16 protein-coding genes, 1 tRNA gene and 1 pseudogene are annotated in these 17,604 nt (G+C 69.5%); 10 read left to right on the forward strand and 8 right to left on the reverse strand.

Annotation, left to right across the window (positions count from 1 at the left end):
- The first annotated feature begins 144 nt into the window (after positions 1–144).
- Both MKK84_RS01120 and MKK84_RS01125 read left to right on the forward strand, forming a co-directional pair.
- Entirely contained in the window at positions 145–1,962 is a 1,818-nt protein-coding gene (locus MKK84_RS01120; protein WP_243916234.1) for a chloride channel protein, read from the forward strand.
- Positions 1,959–2,438: a hypothetical protein gene (locus tag MKK84_RS01125; protein ID WP_243916191.1), complete on the forward strand. Its 480-nt coding sequence runs from the start codon at positions 1,959–1,961 to the stop codon at positions 2,436–2,438. The genes MKK84_RS01120 and MKK84_RS01125 overlap by 4 nt, the downstream gene beginning before the upstream one ends.
- A 12-nt stretch (positions 2,439–2,450) precedes the next feature.
- Here MKK84_RS01125 and MKK84_RS01130 read toward each other — a convergent pair whose 3' ends face one another.
- Both MKK84_RS01130 and glp read right to left on the reverse strand, forming a co-directional pair.
- Entirely contained in the window at positions 2,451–3,323 is an 873-nt protein-coding gene (locus tag MKK84_RS01130) for a 4-(cytidine 5'-diphospho)-2-C-methyl-D-erythritol kinase (protein WP_243916192.1), read from the reverse strand.
- A gap of 66 nt (positions 3,324–3,389) precedes the next feature.
- The gene (gene glp, locus MKK84_RS01135; protein ID WP_243916193.1) at positions 3,390–4,625 is read right to left on the reverse strand and encodes a gephyrin-like molybdotransferase Glp; all 1,236 of its coding nucleotides are present in this window, start codon (positions 4,623–4,625) and stop codon (positions 3,390–3,392) included.
- A gap of 157 nt (positions 4,626–4,782) precedes the next feature.
- Between glp and MKK84_RS01140 the strand changes: the two genes are divergently transcribed.
- Positions 4,783–5,928, forward strand: a complete 1,146-nt coding sequence (locus tag MKK84_RS01140) for an aminotransferase class V-fold PLP-dependent enzyme (protein WP_243916194.1) — start codon at positions 4,783–4,785, stop codon at positions 5,926–5,928.
- Between the two features lie 8 nt (positions 5,929–5,936).
- On the opposite strand, the gene MKK84_RS01145 is transcribed toward MKK84_RS01140, so the two are convergent.
- From MKK84_RS01145 to MKK84_RS01155, 3 genes are all read right to left on the reverse strand, one after another.
- Positions 5,937–7,067 (reverse strand): GNAT family N-acetyltransferase, encoded by a 1,131-nt coding sequence (locus tag MKK84_RS01145; protein ID WP_243916195.1) that lies wholly within the window; start codon positions 7,065–7,067, stop codon positions 5,937–5,939.
- A 2-nt stretch (positions 7,068–7,069) separates the two neighbouring features.
- The gene (locus MKK84_RS01150; protein WP_243916196.1) at positions 7,070–8,059 is read right to left on the reverse strand and encodes a sterol desaturase family protein; all 990 of its coding nucleotides are present in this window, start codon (positions 8,057–8,059) and stop codon (positions 7,070–7,072) included.
- A gap of 233 nt (positions 8,060–8,292) precedes the next feature.
- Positions 8,293–9,429: a glycosyltransferase family 4 protein gene (locus MKK84_RS01155; protein WP_243916197.1), complete on the reverse strand. Its 1,137-nt coding sequence runs from the start codon at positions 9,427–9,429 to the stop codon at positions 8,293–8,295.
- Between the two features lie 214 nt (positions 9,430–9,643).
- Between MKK84_RS01155 and MKK84_RS01160 the strand changes: the two genes are divergently transcribed.
- Both MKK84_RS01160 and MKK84_RS01165 read left to right on the forward strand, forming a co-directional pair.
- A complete protein-coding gene (locus MKK84_RS01160; protein ID WP_243916198.1) occupies positions 9,644–10,822 on the forward strand; it encodes a DUF1972 domain-containing protein in 1,179 nt (392 codons plus the stop codon).
- Positions 10,819–12,063 carry a glycoside hydrolase family 5 protein gene (locus MKK84_RS01165; protein ID WP_243916199.1) on the forward strand — a complete coding sequence of 415 codons (1,245 nt, stop codon included), beginning with the start codon at positions 10,819–10,821 and terminating at the stop codon, positions 12,061–12,063. Before MKK84_RS01160 ends, MKK84_RS01165 begins: the two co-directional genes overlap by 4 nt.
- 313 nt (positions 12,064–12,376) lie before the next feature.
- Here MKK84_RS01165 and pyrC read toward each other — a convergent pair whose 3' ends face one another.
- The 3 genes from pyrC to aroQ form a co-directional block, all read right to left on the reverse strand.
- Entirely contained in the window at positions 12,377–13,456 is a 1,080-nt protein-coding gene (gene pyrC / locus MKK84_RS01170) for a dihydroorotase (RefSeq protein ID WP_243916200.1), read from the reverse strand.
- 10 nt (positions 13,457–13,466) lie between these two features.
- On the reverse strand, positions 13,467–14,168 hold the full coding sequence (locus MKK84_RS01175) for an orotate phosphoribosyltransferase (RefSeq protein WP_243916201.1): 702 nt from the start codon (positions 14,166–14,168) through the stop codon (positions 13,467–13,469).
- Between the two features lie 140 nt (positions 14,169–14,308).
- On the reverse strand, positions 14,309–14,758 hold the full coding sequence (gene aroQ / locus MKK84_RS01180; RefSeq protein ID WP_243916202.1) for a type II 3-dehydroquinate dehydratase: 450 nt from the start codon (positions 14,756–14,758) through the stop codon (positions 14,309–14,311).
- A 175-nt stretch (positions 14,759–14,933) separates the two neighbouring features.
- Here aroQ and MKK84_RS01185 point away from each other — a divergent pair, with 175 nt between their 5' ends.
- The 5 genes and pseudogenes from MKK84_RS01185 to MKK84_RS35815 all read left to right on the forward strand — a co-directional run bounded on the left by MKK84_RS01185 (position 14,934) and on the right by MKK84_RS35815 (position 17,542).
- On the forward strand, positions 14,934–15,776 hold the full coding sequence (locus tag MKK84_RS01185; RefSeq protein ID WP_243916203.1) for a 3-keto-5-aminohexanoate cleavage protein: 843 nt from the start codon (positions 14,934–14,936) through the stop codon (positions 15,774–15,776).
- Between the two features lie 51 nt (positions 15,777–15,827).
- Complete coding sequence (locus MKK84_RS01190) at positions 15,828–16,436, forward strand: hypothetical protein (protein ID WP_243916204.1); 609 nt, start codon at positions 15,828–15,830, stop codon at positions 16,434–16,436.
- 12 nt (positions 16,437–16,448) lie between these two features.
- Positions 16,449–16,522, forward strand: a tRNA-Gly gene (locus tag MKK84_RS01195).
- 446 nt (positions 16,523–16,968) lie between these two features.
- Positions 16,969–17,100 (forward strand): annotated as a pseudogene (locus MKK84_RS35810) (sensor histidine kinase); the annotation flags it as partial.
- Between the two features lie 301 nt (positions 17,101–17,401).
- On the forward strand, positions 17,402–17,542 hold the full coding sequence (locus MKK84_RS35815; RefSeq protein ID WP_409566423.1) for a hypothetical protein: 141 nt from the start codon (positions 17,402–17,404) through the stop codon (positions 17,540–17,542).
- The last annotated feature ends 62 nt before the right edge of the window (positions 17,543–17,604 follow it).

Consider the following 17,604-nt stretch of genomic DNA (forward strand, 5'->3'; position numbering starts at 1 on the left):
CCAGCTTCCAGGGCCCCCGTATCCTAACGCACCCCTGCGCGTCCCATGCCGCACGACGCTCGTCCGTTCCGCCCACCCGTAGATCCGCGCCTAGATACATCGTATTACGATATATATGACGGGGTGACGGAAGAGGAGGCCTTGATGGAGGGCGGGCTGGAGATCGAGCGTGGCGGGCGCGGGCCGCATCGTCGGGCGCTGGGCGATTTCAGCGCCGATCGGCGCGTGGTGATCCTGGCCGGGATGGCGATCGTCACCGGCACGGCAGCGAGCGGCACCGCCTGGATCCTGCTCACGCTGATCGGCCTCGTCACCAATGTCGCGTGGTACGGCCGCTTCGACACGGCCCTGACCTCCCTCGCCGACGCCGCTCCGGGCCCGTGGATAGTGGCGATCCCGGTGATCGGCGCCCTGATCGTCGGCGCCATGGCGCGTTACGGCTCCGAGAAGATCCGCGGGCACGGCATCCCGGAGGCCATGGAGGCGATCCTGATCGGCGGCAGCCGGATGTCGCCCAAGGTCGCGGTGCTCAAGCCGCTCTCGTCCGCGGTTGCCATCGGCACCGGCGGACCGTTCGGCGCCGAGGGGCCGATCATCGTCACGGGGGGCGCAGTCGGCTCGCTGTTCGCCCAGTTCTTCCACCTCAGCGCCGCCGAGCGGAAGACGCTGCTGGTGGCAGGCGCCGCCGCCGGCATGACGGCGATCTTCGGGACGCCGGTGGCGGCCGTGCTGCTGGCGGTCGAGGTGCTGCTGTTCGAGTGGCGCCCGCGCAGCCTCGTCCCGGTCACGGTCGGGGCGGTGACGGCGGCCTGCTGGCGGCCGGCCTTGTTCGGGGCGGGCCCGCTGTTTCCCTTCGCCGACAACCCGGCGCTGCCCTGGTGGGGCCTGCCGGCCTGCGCAGTTCTGGGCCTCGCCTCCGGCTTGATCTCGGGCGTTCTGACCCGGGCGCTGTATGCTCTGGAGGACGGGTTCGGCAAGATCCCGCTGCACTGGATGTGGTGGCCGGCGCTCGGCGCCGTCGTGGTGGGTTTCGGTGGCCTCGTCGAGCCCCGGGCACTCGGCGTCGGCTACGATGTCATCCACGACCTGCTGTCCGGGCATATGCTGGCCGGCGCGGTCGTGACGATCCTGGTGGTCAAGGCAGTGATCTGGCTCGCCGCCCTGTCGTCGGGCACCTCCGGGGGCGTGCTCGCGCCCCTGCTGATCCTGGGCGGGGCGGTGGGATGGCTGATCGGCCTCCTGTTGCCGGGGGCGCACGGATTCTGGGCGCTGATCGGCATGGCCGCGATGCTCGGTGGCACGCTGCCGGCACCGCTGACCGGCGTGGTCTTCGCGGTCGAGGTGACGGGCGACGTCGCCGCCCTGGGGCCGCTGCTTGCCGCGACCGTGGCGGCCTACGCGGTGACCGTTTTGCTCCTCAAGCGGTCGATCCTCACGGAGAAGATCGCCCGGCGCGGCCAGCACATCACCCGGGAATACGGGATCGATCCCTACGATCTCACCCGGGTCGAGGCAGTGATGACCCGCTCCGTCGCGACCCTCGACGCCAATCTTTCAATACCGGAAGCGCTGGCCGCCATCGAGGCGGGCGTGCATCATGCCTACCCCGTCGTCGACGCGGTAGGCCGGCCGGTAGGTCTGGTGTCGCGCAGCGATGCGCTGCGCTGGACTCTGCAGGAGCAGGACACCGACCCTGTGGCGGAGACACTCGGCGAGCGCGTTTCCGATGCCGACCTCGCGATCGTCCATCCGGGCGACGTCATTTCGCACGCGCTCGACGTGATGCTCTCGGCCGGGCAGGGCCGCCTGCCGGTCACCGACCCACAAAGCGGACGCTTGGTCGGCTTACTGACCCGCAAGGACCTGCTGCAGGTGCGCGCGACCGTGGTGCGGGCCGAAGCCGAGCGCCGCGCGTTCTTCCGGAGACGCCGGGGTGAGCACCGCACGGGATCAGGAGCATGAGTTTGGAGATTCGGATCCCCGGGCGGACGATCGGCCTGGATCGACTCAAGCCAGGCGCCTGCTATCTCGCGACCGGTGCCGATGGGCCGGACCTCGCCCTCATCGTCATCCGGGCGGGACGGCGGGAGGCGCTGCTGCTCAACCGACGCAGCGGCAACGGCGATCTGCCCATCCTGTCCGGTCTCGCCACCGGCATCGATGTCCTCGAATTGCAGGGCGCCGTCCTGGCGCCCTGCGGCGCGATCGGCGACATCGCTTTCGGCCCGGCAGACAGCGTTCCCGCGGCACTCCATCTCGGAGACGGCAGCGCCTATCTGTGCGGCCGCGACGCGTCCGGGGGCTTGGCAACCTTTGATGTCGTCAGCGGTGTCGCGAGCGTGATCGATCCCGGGGACTTGCCGCATGCAAAGCGCTGGCGCGTGATCGTGCCGGATGCAGGCGGCGTCGTCACAGTCTACGCGGCGGAGCCGGCCTGAACCCGGCGGGGCTCAGCGCAGGAAGGTCGGCGCCACCCACCAATCCGGATGGGCAGCGCGCAGGCTCGCGGCCGCCCGCACCGCCCCGCGCCGATCGGCGAACAGCGCGAACACCGTCGCGCCGGAGCCCGACATCCGCGCGAGCCGACAGCCTTGGTTGCGCAGGGCCGCCAGAACGGTCCCGATCACCGGCGCCACCGTGAGGGCCGGCGGCTCCAGATCGTTGCGCGCCGGACCGATGGCCGCCACGAGGGCGTCGTCACCGAGCCCCTGGCCGATCACGGGATGCTCCGCCCCAGGCAGGCTCTGCCCGACGGCGAGGCCCAGCGCCTTGAACACCGGCGCCGTCGGCACCGGGACGCCGGGATTGATCAGCACCGCAGGCAGCAGTGCGAGATCGAGCGGCGCACCGATCTGCTCGCCGACGCCGCGCATCATCCGGGCCCGCGGATCCAGGCAGACCGGCACGTCGGCCCCCGTCTCCCGCGCCGCCGCGACGACGGCCGCGTCGTCGCGCGACAGTCCGTTGAGACGCGCAAGCAGGCGCAACGCCGCGGCGGCGTCGGACGAGCCCCCGCCAATTCCGGCCGCCACCGGGAGGCGCTTGGTCAGGTGGAAGGCGCCCGTGCGAAGACCCGGCACGCGTGCCGCAAGGTGGCGCGCCGCGCGCAGGACGAGGTTGTCGCCGGTGGGACCGGCCGGCCCGGCGGTCGGACCCGAAACGGTCAGCCCGAGGGGCGCGGTGGGATCGAGGGTCAGTCGGTCGGCGGTGCCCGCGAAGGCCACAAGGCTCTCCAACGCGTGGTAGCCGTCATCCGCCCGCCGCCCGAGGATGTGGAGCGTCAGGTTGACCTTGGCGGGGGCGCGGTCTGCAAGCAGGGGCACGGGATCTCGAATGGGTCGCTGCGGAATGGAGCGACGCTCTACAGCTTGGAAGCCGAGAACAACAGCTCAGCCGAGATCCCCATGCGGCCGGTACGGCAGTGCATCGCCTGGGCGAATCTCCGTCAGGTCCTCGGCGAGTTCGACCAGCCCGTCGCTCGCCGACAGGCCGGTGAGCGCCCCCCCCGGCACGAGAATGGCCTCGGGCATTCCGGCCTCGCCGGGGCGCAGGCACACCCGCAGGTACTCCCGCCGGCCGGCGCGTTTCTGCAGGGCGAAGCCGCTGCGCACGGTGAGCGCCGGCGTCGCATCCTCCGTCCCGGAAAGATGCAGGACCATGGGCTTGAGCACCGCAAGCGCGGTCACGTAGGCGGCGGCCGGGTTGCCCGGCAGCCCGATGAATGGCGTGCCCGCCACCGTTCCGAGCGCGACCGGACGGCCCGGCTTGATCGCGAGGCGCCAGAGCGTGAGCGATCCGGAGGCCTCAACGGCGGCACGGACGTGATCCTCCTCCCCGACAGAGACGCCCCCCGAGGTCAGGATCAGGTCGTGCTCGGCAGCGGCCGCCGCGAGGCGGTCGCGCACCTGCCCGGGCACATCACGCAGGATGCCGAGATCGTGGGGGTCGGCGCCGAGCCGCCGCAGCAGCGCGGCGAGCATCGGCCGGTTGGCATCGTGGATGCCGGCGGGTGGCAAGGGCTCGCCCGACGGCGTCAGCTCGTCGCCTGTGGAGAACAGCGCGACCCGCAGAGGTACACGCAGGCGCAGATCGGGGCGCCCGAGCGCGGCGGCGAGCGCCAGATGCCGCGGCCCGAGCCGGGTCCCGGCGGGGATCGCACGGGTGCCGCGTGCGATGTCCTCGCCGGCTCGACGCCGATTGGCGCCCGGCGCGAGCTCCGCGGGCAGGCGCACGATCTGGCCGTCGAGTTGAACGTCCTCCTGCATGGCCACGGTATCGGTGCCCGGGGGCATCGGTGCCCCGGTGAAGATCCGCACCGCGCGGCCCATTCCGGTTTCGGCCGGCGCATGGCCAGCCGGCACCCGACCGCCGAGGGGCAGGCTGTCCGCTCCAGGGGCAAGATCGGCGGCCCGGAAGGCGTAGCCGTCCACTGCGGCGTTGTCGAAGGGCGGCAGGTCGAGGGGCGCGATCAGATCCTCGGCGAGAATCCGACCGTCTGCGCCCGCCAGCGGCACGGTCTCGATGCCGGCGAGCACCGGAAGGCGCGCCCGGATCAGCGCCACCGCATCGGCGACCCGCAGGGGTGCGGGCGGCGTCTCGAAGCAATCGGAACTCAGGCGACCCATGATGGCACGGGATCAGGCTGGGGCAGGCGGGTCGGCACGGGGCGGCCTCGCGGGCGGTGGTAGGCCGGCTTGCGACATCGGGATCGCGCGATCAAGCCCCGAGCGACGGCGCGAATCATCGCTCGCACGGGTCCGATCCGCTACGACCCGGTTCGCCATGCCCGAGCCCGCTCTGCCAACCGCCCAGGAACTTCCCTGCCAGCGCCACCTGTTCGAGGTGCCGGAGGCGGTCAGCTACCTCGATGCGGCGGCGTGGTCGCCGCTGCCGCTTTGCGTGCGCGCCGCCGGCGAGACCGGCCTCCTGACCAAGAGCCGACCCTGGGACCATCCGCGTGAGGCAATTCCCGCTCAGGTCGAGCGAGCTCGGGCCGCGGCGGCCCGGCTGATCGGAGCCGAATCGGACGATGTCGCGATCGTCGGCGCAGTCAGCCAAGCCATGGCAATAGCCGCGCGCAACCTCGCGCCGATCCCCGGCGGCCGCCTGCTGCGGGTGGCCGACGAATTTCCGTCCCTGCGCTTCGCCTTCGACCGGCTGGCTGCCGCACAGGGGCTCACCGTGGAGGAGGTCGTGCGTCCCCCGGATGGCAACTGGACCGCCGCGCTGCTCGCCGCAATCGCGCGCCCGGGCGCACCGCCGCTCGCGCTCGCCACTCTGACCCCGCTGCACTGGACCGACGGAAGCCTGATCGACCTCGACCGCCTCGCGCCCGCAGTCCACGCGACCGGTGCGGCCCTGGTGATCGATGCGACGCAGGCGGTCGGTGCCATCCCGGTGGATGTGGCCCGCTGGCGGCCCGATTTCCTGGCGTTCCCGACCTACAAATGGGCGCTGGGACCCTACGGCCTCGCCTTCCTGTACGCGGCGCCGCACCGGCAGGACGGCACGGCGCTCGACGAGCATGTCGGCAACCGCCCGGCGGCTGTTGGCGCGCGGCGCTACGATCGAGGCGAGCTCAACGATCCCGTGGCGCTCCCGATGGCCTCAGCCGGGCTGGAGCTGATCGCCAGCTGGGGCGTGCCGGTCGTCGCCGCTCGCCTGCGCGGGCTGACGGACCGGCTTGCGGATGCGCTCGATGTGCTCGGTCTCGAGATTGCACCGCGAAACCTGCGGGCGCCCCACATTCTTGGATTGCGGCGGCCAGGTGGGCTGCCTGCCGGATTTATCGAAGGCCTGCGCCGCGACGGGGTCTTCGCGAGCGTACGCGCCGGGGCTCTGCGGCTGAGCCCCCATGTCTGGGTCAACGACGACGACCTCGCCCGGTGCGTCGCGGCGATCCGGAACGGCCTCGGCGGCGCAGCGTAGCGCGACGGTCAGGCCGCGATCTCCGCCGCGGGGGCCTGCCCGGCCGCGTCCGCTCGCTTGCCGAAGCGTCGGCGCCACGCGTGCTGCGCCCGGTCCACGAGCTGCGCCGCCGTGCCCTGCGGCGTGCGCGCGCCCGTCATCGAGGCCAGGGTCAGGACCTCGGTGCCGAACCGGCTCTTGAAGCCCTCGTCACCGCAGAGGAAATCCACCGTGTGCAGCCCGCGATCAATCGACCACATGATGTAGTCCATCATCAGCACCATGCCGGGCGAGGCGCGCTCGACCTCCGGATCGTAGGTGGTGACGAAGGCCATCATCGCGCCGGCCTGGACGAAGTTGATCGACACGGCCACAACGGCGCCGCCGCATTCCAGCACGAAGGCGTGCAGCAAGCCTGCCTCGGCGAGTACCTGGACCATGGCGGGCAACGCTTCGGACCCCGCGTCGTAGAAGGCAGTGGAGGCGAGGCCGTGGCGCTCGAGCCAAGCCCGCTTGAAGGTGGTCAGCCGGTCGAGCACCGGCCCGAGGGGCTCGTCCGGTCCGAGCAGGCGGAAAACGAGGGGGCCGCGTTCGCGCAAGGCTTTCTGGCCGCGCCGGTAGTTCTGCCGGGTCTTTTTCGACTGCGCGTCGAACCACGCCTGTCCGGTGGTCCACGAGCCGCGCACCCGCCAATTCGCCTCGTCGCGGTGGTTCAGGTGCAGCCGAACCCCGCCACCCTCCGGCTGGAGCAGCGTCCGAGCCACCGCGTCCGGCAGGAGCCGGTTGAGATAGGCGAGATCGAAACCGCCGGCCCGCCCGGCGTAAAGCCACATCCGCCGGACGAGGTCACGGTCGGTCCGGTCGGCGAGCAGTGCATCGCCGAAATCCGAGCAGTCCTTGGCGGCCCATTCGAGCACGCGGAACCCCATCCGGCGCACGGTAGCGAGCGGCAGCACGCCGACGAGATCGTCGCCCCGCCACGCCAACACGACGGCGAGCGCCCGGCGCTCCCGGTCGGGTGCGCTCGCCCACCACGCGGAAACCCAGGCGTGGCTCTGGAAGACCAGCGCGCCGCTCGCCTTCCACAGCGCCGTCCAGGCGGGCCCGACCTCCGCCAGCCGCCCGGCGGTGCGGATGGTCTCGAAACGCTCGGTCGCCATGCTCAGGCCCCCGACCGCGGCTGGGCCGGCACGCCGCGCAGGCGTCGCACCTGTCGCGCGATCCGCCGGCCCATCTTCTTCAACGGCAGCACGTAGAGCCCCGACAGGGACTGGTAATCGGCGACGTCCCGGTCGACGAGGCCGAACTTGAAATCCTCATTGGGCTTCGGGATGCAGAGGGTACCGAACACCCGGTCCCAGAACGAGAACAGCAGGCCGAAATTCTTGTCGTAATGCTCCGGCGCCGTGGAGTGGTGGAGCTGGTGCCAGTGCGGGCACAGGATGATCGTGTTGAGCCGCCCGAACGAAATCTTGAAATGGGTGTGACGCACGAAGTCCATCATCAGGATGTTGCGCATGATGTAGACGTTGATGCCGAACACAGTCAGCTCGACCGGGTTCAGCGCCAGCAGGCTCCAGATCCCGAAACAGATCCCGGGGATCACGCCGTCCCAGGCGCGGTTCATCAGCTCGTCCAGGGGATGGACGCGGTCCTTGGTGATCCCGACCATCACCTCGGCCGAGTGGTGGACCTTATGGAGCTCCCACAGGAACGGGTAGCGGTGCTGGGCCGTGTGGTAGAGGTAGTAGGACAGATCGTAGGCCAGCAGCATCGTGGCGGTGAATACCACCACGGTAACCGGACCGGGCTCGCCGAGGATCGGCTGATCGATCCCGAACAGCGCGCCCAGCACCCGGTTGGTGGCGTAGCCGACCGCGACCACGAAGGTCACGCCTGCCGGGATCAGCAGGAACGGCATGATTGCCTTGCGGGTGACGTAGAACAGCAGGTCCGCCCGAGCGGAGGGATGGGTCATCACCTCCCGCGGTAGCGCAAATTCGAAGAACTCGGCGAACGAGTACTTTTCGGCCGTGCGCAGATAGGCGATCAGGGCGCAGATCAGCGCCGTCGCGAACAGCAGGCCAGCGGCGAGTAGGTTCTCACCCGAGAGCTTCGCGGCGATCCGCTGAATGAAATCGGCGACATCCATGTCTACGCGTTTCCTTCGGCCGATCGAGCCCGATCCATCAGCGCACCGTTCGGAGACTGTCGGTTCGAGGTCAGTGTCGGTGGCTCGCTCCACACAGAGTGCGTAGCCTTTGGACTATTTTGCCTGACAGACCGTCTGTCGGACATTGGTTTTAAATGCGGATCGGTACCTTGAACGCCATGCGACGCGATCTCCGATCCTGTTCCGCCCCTGATGCCTTCACGCATCCCGGCTTAGCCGCCCGGGACAACCGGACGTCCTCGCCTCCCCGCTCGCCGCAGGGTCGCCTGCACCGCGGCGTCGATGCCCTCGGCCGCGGACGCTTCCGAGAACAGCGCCTCGTAGCGCGCCCGTGCCGCTTGTCCGAAGCCGCGCCAAGCCGCCGGATCGCCGATCATGCCGGCGAGTGCCTGCGTGATCGGTTCGGGGCCGCCGGGCGGAACGATCCACCCCGTCCGCCCGTCTTCGACGACCTCCGGGAGCCCGCCGACCGCCGTCACCAGCGGCGGAACGCCGTACGCCATGGCCTCGATCGCCACCCGGCCGAGGGATTCCGGGCGCTGCGACGGCATGGTCACCACGTCGGCCCAACGGTAGAGGGCGTCCGGATCGGCCACGAACGGTTCGCGGGTGACCTGCTTCGACAGGCCGGCTGCCGCGATCCGCTCCACCACGCCGCGTTCGCGCGCCGCGTCCTCGAAGGCGCTTCCGACGATGCGCAGTTCGATCCGCCGCCGCAGCGCCTCGGGCAGCGCGGCCACGGCTTCGATCAGAACGTCCTGTCCCTTGATCGGGCTGATGCGCCCCAGCATCAGTACCCGCAGCGGGCGGCTGCCGTCATACCCGCCCCGGCTCATCGCGGCCGGTGCGGCGATGCCGTTGTAGACCACCTGGGCGCCGACCCCCGCCGACAGCGGGTAGGCCCGGGCGGTAGCGTGCGAGTTGAACACCACGTCGGCCCCGCTCCAGCGGATCAGCCCGCGCAGGACCTTCAACACGGCGCCTTCCGGGATCTCGTGGATGTGGACGATGCTCCGCCCGGGAAGAAGCCGCGCGGCGAGCAGGTAATCAGCCACCACGGTCGTGTTGATATAGACGAGGTCGCTGCCGCGAATCCGCCAGAGCGCGCGAAGAACTGCGATCGGCAGGGTAAACGGGGCGACGATGCAGCGCCGCGCCAAATTCTTGCGCCGCAGGATCCACAGCGGCTCGATCACGACGCGGCTGGCGAAGGGTTCCAAGGCCGGCACGAGCGGCCCATGGCGCGGCAGGATCACGTCGATCCGAGCGGACGGATGGGCGGCACGGAGGGTGCGGACCGTCTCGATGAAGCAGCGGTCCGATCCGTAGAGCTCGAAACCCTGATGCACGCAGGTAATCGTCAGCGCGGGCGCGCCTCGCGCTCCGGCGGCTACCGGAACACCTTGCTCGTCTGCCAGTACGGCGGCGACGGTATGCAATATCGAATCCTCTACCGTTGGATTAACTGTCAATGGACTGGAAAACCGAAGGTTGATATTTCATTGGGTCGCTTGGCGGGCATGTCCTCTTATAATATAAACGCCGTCCTTGGAAGGAAGGACAATGCCGAACCGCGTACCCGCAGTGCTTATTTTAGGAACGCGTGGGATCCCGGCTGCACATGGCGGGTTCGAAACTTTTGCTGAGCGGCTCGCCCGTTACCTCGCAGTTCGTGGCTGGTGCGTCGGCGTCTATTGCCAGCGGGAGGTCGAGCGGGTCGGCACGCGGATCTCGTCGCGGGTCTGGAACGGGATCGAGCTGATCACCGTGGAGGTCGGCCTGAAGGGCCCGGCCGCGACCCTGGCCTTCGACGCGTTCTGCGCCTGGGATGCGGCCCGGCGCGGCGGCGTCTGCCTCGTGCTCGGCTACAACGGCGCGGCCTTCCTGCCCTATCTGCGCGCCTGCGGCGGGCGGATCCTGACCAACATGGACGGGATCGAATGGCGCCGCCCGAAATGGTCGCGGCCCATCCGGGCGTACTTCTACGTCAGCGAGTGGATCGCCGCGTGGTCCTCGCACCAGCTCGTCGCCGACCATCCGGCCATCGCCGACCACTTGGCCACGCGGCGCCCGCGCCGGGCCATCACGACGATCCCCTACGGGGGCGACCCGCCGCCCGACGAGATCACGCCACCGCCGCTCGGGCTGGAGGCCGGGCGCTATCTCGTGTCGATCGCCCGCATCGAACCCGACAACAACATCCTGACGATCGTCGAAGCGTTCTCGCGCCGACCCCGGGGTGTCCGCCTCGTGGTGCTCGGGACCATGAGCGTGCACAACCGCTATCATCGCGCCGTCGAGGAGGCCGCCTCCCCGGAGGTGCTGTTTCCCGGCGCCATCTACGAGCCCGATCAGGTCCAGGCCCTGCGGGTCCATGCGTTGGCCTACCTTCACGGTCACACGGTTGGCGGCACCAACCCATCGCTGGTCGAGGCCCTGTGGGCGGGCAACGCGGTGATCGCCCACGCCAACCCGTTCAATCGAGGAACCGCCGGCGAGGCGCAGTTCTACTTCGAAGGCGTCGACTCCTGTGCCGTCGCGATCGAGCGGGTTCTCGCTGAACCGGAGGCGGTCGCGCGTGCCCGCGCGGCGGCCCGGCGGCGTGCCGAGGATTTCCGATGGGGCGACGTGCTGGCCGCCTATGAGGACGAGGTGCGGCGGGTCGGAGGTTATCCCCCGGCGGAGCGCGTCAAGGTGCCGTTCGCCGAGCCGATCGGTGCCACGGCCGGCGCGAGCGGATGAGGGCCAGTCGCCGGAGGCTGCTCGCGGGCGGCCTCGCCGCATTGGGTGCGCAGGCGGTGCCGGCCCGAAGCGCCGTCACGCCGATCCCGCTGCGCCGGGGCATCGCGCTCTGGCCCTGGTTCTCGCTTACCACGGAATATCCGGCCCCGCGCAGCGACTACGCTTGGCCGCCGTTCCAGGCGGATCGCCCTGTCCCGACCCAGGCCGACCTGATGCGGCTAGCCGCCCTCGGCTTCGATTTCGCGCGGCTGCCGCTCGATCCCGGCCCGTTCGTGGCCTTCACGGGAACCCGCCGGGCCGAACTCCTCGGCAGCCTGTCGGCGGCGATGGATGCGGTGTTGGCGGCCGGCCTGCGCGTCGTTCTGAACGTTCAGGCGAATGCAGCGACCCATCACTACACGCCGGAGGCCTTCTACGGCACAGATCGGGCGCCGCTGTTTCCGGCCTACCGGGATCTCGTCGCCGAACTGGCCCGCCTGTGTGACCGCAAGGGGGTCGACCGGGTGGCGCTGGAGCCGGTCAACGAGCCGCCGCAGGCCTGCGGTGCCGTCGCGTGGAATCGCATTCAGGAGAGACTTCTGACCACGGCGCGGGCGGCGGCGCCAGCGCTCACCCTGGTGGCGACGGGCTCATGCGGCAGCCTCGTCGCCGGCCTGACGGCCCTCGACCCGGCGCCGCTCGCGCGATTTGCACCCCTGCTCTACACCTTCCACTTCTACGAGCCGTATCTGTTCTCGCATCAGGGGGCGACCTGGCTCACCGAGGAGCCGTTCTATCGCTGGCTCAACGCCGTGCCATGGCCGGGAACACGCGCGCGCATGCCAGAGACGCTGAAGGCGGTATCGGCCCGCATGGAGGCCGACCGGTCGGTTGCGCAGCCCGAGAAGGTTCGCGACCTTGCGGTGATCGAAGCGAAGCTGCGCGAGTACGGCGATGCCGAGCCTGGCCCCGCCTTCCTCGCCGCCGCCATGGAGCCAGTTGCGACCTGGGCCGACCTCTACGGGATCCCGCGCCGGAACGTGCTGATGGGCGAGTTCGGAGCCCTGCGCACCGACGCCCGCTACACCGCCGCGCGGCCCCTCGACCGGGCCGCCTATCTCCGCGACGTGCGGCTGACGGCGGAGCGGGCGGGATTTGGGTGGTCGTTCTGGAACCTGTTCGACGGGCTCGGTCTGATGGATGATGCGCACGCGGTCGATCCCGCCCTGGTGCCTGCTTTGGACCTCAAGGCCGTCCCGTAGGACGTTCTCCCATGAGCGCCGACAGCCCTCCGCCATGACGGGCGAAGCTGAGCGATGCAGAGCGGCGCTCGACCGGGAGGCGTGAATTCGCCCAGGATGCCTACGCTCACGGTAAACGACGGAATTCCAGAAAGCCTTGGACCGGCACTCCAACCCTCCACCTCAGCCTGAGGTGACGGAGCGCAGCGCAGGCCTCGAAGGATCCCTCCAGAAGTCGCTGTGATCCCTGGAGCCCTCCTTCGAGGCCCGCTGACGCGGTCACCTCAGGATGAGGTAGAGGGGGAGGCAATCGAGCGCTGTCGTATCCCGCGGCCTAGGTCACCGCCCAAAGCAGCGTTTCATCGCCACGGAACACCACCACCGCCGTGTCCTCCACCGCGACCGCCTCGGCGATGCGGTTTTCCCGCCGTTCCAGCGTCACCGTTGCCGCGTTCGGCTCCAGCCCGTGGAAGCGGGCGCCGTTGAGCGACGCGAAGGCCTCGAACCGATCGAGCGCCCCTTCCTCGTCGAACACCTGCACGTAGGTCTGGAGCGCGGAAGGCCCGCAGAACACCCCCGCGCAGCCGCAGGACGCCTCTTTGGCACCGCGGACATGCGGGGCCGTGTCGGTGCCGAGATAGAAGCAGGCCTCGCCCGAGGTCGCGGCTTTGCGCAGCGCGAGTCGGTGTCGCTCGCGCTTGGCCACCGGCAAGCAGTACAGGTGGGGGCGCAGCCCCCCCTGGAAGATGTGCGTCCGGTTGATCACGAGATGGTGCGGCGTGATCGTGGCTGCGCACCGGCTCCGGTGCTCCCGGACCACGTCGAGGATCTCGGCCGTGGTGGCGTGCTCCACCGTCACCTTGAGGCCCTGTTGGCGGGCGAGGAGCGGGATCAGGCTGCCCTCCATGAAGGCGGCCTCGCGATCGAAGATGTCGATTTCCGGGTCGGTCGCCTCGCCGTGGATCAACAGCGGCATGCCGATCCGCTCCATGCGCTCCAGCACGGGCGCGATCCCGAGAAGGTCGGTGACGCCCGCGTGAGAGTTGGTGGTCGCGCCCGCCGGGTAGAGCTTGGCGGCGACCCAGACCTTGTCCTTGAAGCCGCGCTCGATCTCGTCCGGATCGGTGTAGTCCCGCAGGTAGCAGGTCATCAACGGCGTGAAGTCCATGCCGGCCGGCAGGGCCGCCAGGATGCGCTCGCGGTAGCCTCGCGCGGCTGCGACCGTGGTCACCGGCGGCACGAGGTTCGGCATGATGATGCCCCGGGCGAACTGCGCCGCCGTGTAGGGCAGCACCGCCTTCAGCATCGCGCCGTCGCGCAGGTGAATGTGCCAGTCATCCGGGCGGCGGATCGTGATCCGCTCGACGGTCTTCGCGTCCTGGCGCTCGGCGGGGAACAGGTCGGCGACACTCATCGCGGGCCTTTCAGGACTGACCGAAGGCGGAGATACCGCCATGGGCGGCGGACCACGCGGCCGGCGCGTTGAGGAAGCTCTCGACCTCGTCCAGCGTCTTCGGGTCGAAGGTGCCCATCTCCTTGGCGACGGCCAGCACGTCCCGCCACGTGGTGAGATAGTGGAGCTTGATGCCGATCTCCTGCATCAGCGCTGCGCTGTCGGGGAAGATGTCGTAGTAGAACAGCACGAAGCAGTGATCGACCTGGGCGCCCGAATCGCGCAGGGCCTTGCAGAAATTGACCTTGCTGCGCCCGTCGGTGGCGAGGTCCTCGACCAGCAGGGTGCGGGCGCCCTCGACGATCTCGCCCTCGATCTGCGCGTTGCGGCCAAAACCCTTGGGCTTCTTTCGGATGTACTGCATCGGCAGCATCATCCGGTCGGCGATCCAGGCCGCGAACGGGATGCCGGCGGTCTCGCCGCCCGCGATATGGGTGAGCTTCTCGTAGCCGATCTCGCGCACGATCGTGGCGGTGGCGAAGTCCATCAGCGTCGAGCGCAGGCGCGGGAACGAGATGATCTTCCGGCTGTCGGTGTAGACCGGGCTCGCCCAGCCGGAGGTGAACTTGAACGGCTCGTCCTTATAGAAGAGGACCGCGCCGATCTCGAGGAACATCTTGGCCGCCTCGCGGGCGATGACGTCCCGGTCGAGGGGCAGGAAGGGGCTGGTCATGCGGCGTGCGCGCTCCGCTTGGGTGCTCTCCGGGGCTTGAAGACCAGTCCGGTCGGAGAGAACGCGTTGAATTGGGCCTGACCGCCCTCCTCCGCCCTGTCTCGGCCAGCGTCAACCCTGCGCCGCGCGCTATCCGCGCTTCACGCAGTCCTGCCAGTGCGCAGATGCGCGATGTGCCGGATGGCGAGCGCGTAGCCGTGCGTCCCGAACCCCGCCAGCACCGCCGTGGCGGCGAGCGAGATGTAGGAATGATGGCGAAAAGCCTCGCGCCGGTGGACGTTCGAGATGTGGCACTCGATCACCGGCACTTCACAGGCGTTGAGTGCGTCGAGGATCGCCACGGAGGTGTGGGTGTAGGCCCCGGCGTTGATCACGATGCCGGCCGAGCCAACCCGGAATTCATGGATCGCGTCGATCAGCGCGTGCTCGGCATTGCTCTGGCGGCACTCGACCGTGAGCCCGAAGCCGGCAGCCGTCTCGCGGCACAGGGCTTCGACATCGGCCAGTGTTTCGTGACCGTAGATCTCCGGCTGGCGCTTGCCGAGCAGGTTCAGGTTGGGCCCGTTCAGGACCAGGATCGTGTCGTTCATCGTCTGCCTCGCCGCCTGAGAGGTGCGGCAAGCGCCGGCAAGACACAAGGCCAGGCTGTCATCCGACGCGAGATGTCCCGCATACGGACCCGGTGCGCGCGTCGGTCGGTTCAGATCCTTGCCCTGCGGCGCTATCCCGGACGGCGCGAGGGGACGGGACAGGGAGGACAGACGGATGGCAGCATCCCGGAGCGACGCGCCCGTGGTGATCGCAGTGGCGATCACAGGCTCGGTGCCGCGCAAGAAAGACAACCCGGCCGTTCCGGTCACCGTACCCGAGCAGATCGAATCGACCCACCAGGCCTTCGAGGCCGGCGCCACCCTGTGCCACATCCATGTGCGCAACGACGACGAATCCCCCTCTTCCGATCCGGAAAAATTCGCCGCCGTGCAGGAAGGGCTGCGCAAGCACTGCCCGGGGATGATCGTGCAGTTCTCCACGGGCGGGCGCGGCCGCGATCCGGCCGCGCGTGGCCTGTCGCTCAAGCACCGGCCCGACATGGCCTCCCTGTCCACCGGCTCGGTCAATTTCCCGACGATCGTCTACGAGAATTCCGCGAGCCTCGTGACCGATCTCGCCGGCCAGATGAAGCAGTACGGCGTGAGGCCCGAGATCGAGATCTTCGACCTCTCGCACCTGCATGGCGCCAAGCGGCTGGTGGAGGCGGGCCTGATCGACGCGCGCCCGCACGTGCAGTTCGTGATGGGCGTCCAGAACGCGATGCCGGCCGAGGAGCACCTGCTCGATATCCTCCTCGCCGAGACGCGTCGGATCCTCTCGGGGGCGACCTGGACGGCTGCCGGCATCGGCCGCAACCAGGCGGTGGTGATGGACTGGGCGCTCGCCCGCGGCGCCGACGCAGTGCGGACCGGCCTGGAGGACAACATTCGTGTCACGAAGGACCAGCTGGCAGCCAGCAATGCCGAGCTCGTCGGCCTTGCCGCCGAAGCGGTGGCACGCCACGGCCGCCGCGTCGCTACATCCGCAGAGGCCCGCGCCGCGTTGGGCCTGGGTTAATCGGGCGCGGTTCACGCCTGCGGCTGCCCCATGGAAGACGGCGTCGGATCCATGCGCCTCTCGACATGCACGCCGTCCCGACGGCGACCCCTGATCGTCTGCTGCGCCGCCGCGGTCTGCGCGTTGCTGGCCGTATCCTCGGAGGCATTGGGTCAGGCCGGGCCGCCCGGTCCGGCATCGGCCGAGGCGCTCGTGAACGGGATTCAGACGATCCGCCGCGGCGACACCGTCACGAAGGTCGACCGGACCGGCAAAGGTGCGGTGCTGTGCATGCGCGGCATCCTGCAGGCGATCCGCGCCGTTGGACAGGCCTGCCACGAGGACGCCGACCCGGAATTCCAGCGGGAACTGAAAACATCCCTCGACCCCATCGATCAGTTCATCGCCGAGAACGCCCGGAACGGGACCGTCCCATCACGCAGCGGGCCGGCGGAGTGCCAACCGCGATCGGTCTGCGGCCGCGATGCGGAGATGATGTACGGGGCCTTCCGGACCGGCGCCGCCGCGGGCCTGCGCGCAGGTCGACGACCTGCTCTCGATCCCGCGCGAGCCGGTCTTGAATCCGTGCCTGTGAGCCGCCCGTCGCCGCCGGGACTTCGGGGCAGTGGCCGATGCAACGTCGGCTCCTTGCACCTTCTCACCGCCATCTCGGCGTGCTAACGGTCCGCCCGCGCGGGTGTAGCTCAATGGTAGAGCAGCAGCCTTCCAAGCTGAATACCCGGGTTCGATTCCCGGTACCCGCTCCACGCCTGTCTCTGCCGTTAAGCACGCGCCGCGCATCCGCAGCGAGCCCGTCGGTCCGAGCCGCCGCGCAACCTCTTGAGAGCGTAGACCGGCGCTTGTACCTGTCGTTCAGGTAGCGATGCCGAACTTTTTCGCTCTAAGCAGCAATGCTACGGCCCGCTCTCGGCGGCCGTCCGGATGTAGATTGGCGGGTCCCCCTGGTCCGGGCCGTCGCATCATCATGCGTTCCAACTACATCCCCGACGGCGACGACACGCACGCCGGCTGGCAGGTCTGCTTGGTTCAACCGCCGCGGAGTGTCGGCAGGACCGATCCAACTGACTTGGCGGATCGGCTCGCTGCCCTGGAAGCCGACAACGCCTGCCTGCCTCGGCTGCTGGATGGAGCGGGTACGCGCGACGGCCTGCGTCACGGATTGCGCAACACAACGGCGATGATGCGCACGATCATGCACCGATCCGCCGAGAGCGCCGGCGATGTCGAGGGCTACGTGGCGCATCTCGATGGACGGTTCAGAGCCGTGATGCAGGTGCAGGCCGCCACGGATGTGCAGGGCGAGGCGGACCTGCACAGTCTCGTATCGGACGAACTGCTGTTCCACCTCGTGCGGGAAGGCGAGCAGGCTACGATCAGTGGTCCGCGGTTGCGGCTCAGGCCGAAGGCGGCGCTGGTCCTGGCCCTGGCGCTGCACGAGTTGACCAGCAACGCGGTCGAGCACGGCTCCCTGGCCCTGCCGCAGGGGCATGTCGATGTCCGATGGCGGATCCAGCCGCCGGACGGTCCCGGGTCGGGCGAACCGATGCTTCACCTGGACTGGAAGGAGTGGGGCGGCGTCGCGGTGGCCGAGCCGGCGCGGCTTCGGCACGGAGGTCCTGTACGAAATGCTGGTCTACGAGTTCGAAGCACAGGCCGCACTCGATTTCGAGTTGGACGGCCTGCGCTTCAGCCTGCGTCTGCCGCTCGTGCCGACGGTCGGACGCGTGATCGCGGGCGGCGATGCCGAGGCATCGCGCGATTCCTGAATCACCACCTGTCCGGAGATGTCCCCGACCTCACAGTTGTTCGATGCGCCGGCTCCGACGGG

Source organism: Methylobacterium sp. E-065 (assembly GCF_022829605.1).
Classification (GTDB): domain Bacteria; phylum Pseudomonadota; class Alphaproteobacteria; order Rhizobiales; family Beijerinckiaceae; genus Methylobacterium.

Bases quoted from the DNA above. Each gene is read 5' to 3' on its own strand.
- MKK84_RS01120 (WP_243916234.1), top strand. From the start codon at position 145: ATGGAGGGCGGGCTGGAGATCGAGCGTGGCGGGCGCGGGCCGCATCGT.
- MKK84_RS01145 (WP_243916195.1), bottom strand. From the start codon at position 7,067: ATGGCGACCGAGCGTTTCGAGACCATCCGCACCGCCGGGCGGCTGGCG.
- MKK84_RS01150 (WP_243916196.1), bottom strand. From the start codon at position 8,059: ATGGATGTCGCCGATTTCATTCAGCGGATCGCCGCGAAGCTCTCGGGT.
- MKK84_RS01125 (WP_243916191.1), top strand. From the start codon at position 1,959: ATGAGTTTGGAGATTCGGATCCCCGGGCGGACGATCGGCCTGGATCGA.
- MKK84_RS01190 (WP_243916204.1), top strand. From the start codon at position 15,828: ATGCGCCTCTCGACATGCACGCCGTCCCGACGGCGACCCCTGATCGTC.
- MKK84_RS01160 (WP_243916198.1), top strand. From the start codon at position 9,644: ATGCCGAACCGCGTACCCGCAGTGCTTATTTTAGGAACGCGTGGGATC.
- glp (WP_243916193.1), bottom strand. From the start codon at position 4,625: ATGGGTCGCCTGAGTTCCGATTGCTTCGAGACGCCGCCCGCACCCCTG.
- MKK84_RS35815 (WP_409566423.1), top strand. From the start codon at position 17,402: ATGCTGGTCTACGAGTTCGAAGCACAGGCCGCACTCGATTTCGAGTTG.
- MKK84_RS01185 (WP_243916203.1), top strand. From the start codon at position 14,934: ATGGCAGCATCCCGGAGCGACGCGCCCGTGGTGATCGCAGTGGCGATC.
- MKK84_RS01165 (WP_243916199.1), top strand. From the start codon at position 10,819: ATGAGGGCCAGTCGCCGGAGGCTGCTCGCGGGCGGCCTCGCCGCATTG.
- MKK84_RS01175 (WP_243916201.1), bottom strand. From the start codon at position 14,168: ATGACCAGCCCCTTCCTGCCCCTCGACCGGGACGTCATCGCCCGCGAG.
- MKK84_RS01140 (WP_243916194.1), top strand. From the start codon at position 4,783: ATGCCCGAGCCCGCTCTGCCAACCGCCCAGGAACTTCCCTGCCAGCGC.
- pyrC (WP_243916200.1), bottom strand. From the start codon at position 13,456: ATGAGTGTCGCCGACCTGTTCCCCGCCGAGCGCCAGGACGCGAAGACC.
- aroQ (WP_243916202.1), bottom strand. From the start codon at position 14,758: ATGAACGACACGATCCTGGTCCTGAACGGGCCCAACCTGAACCTGCTC.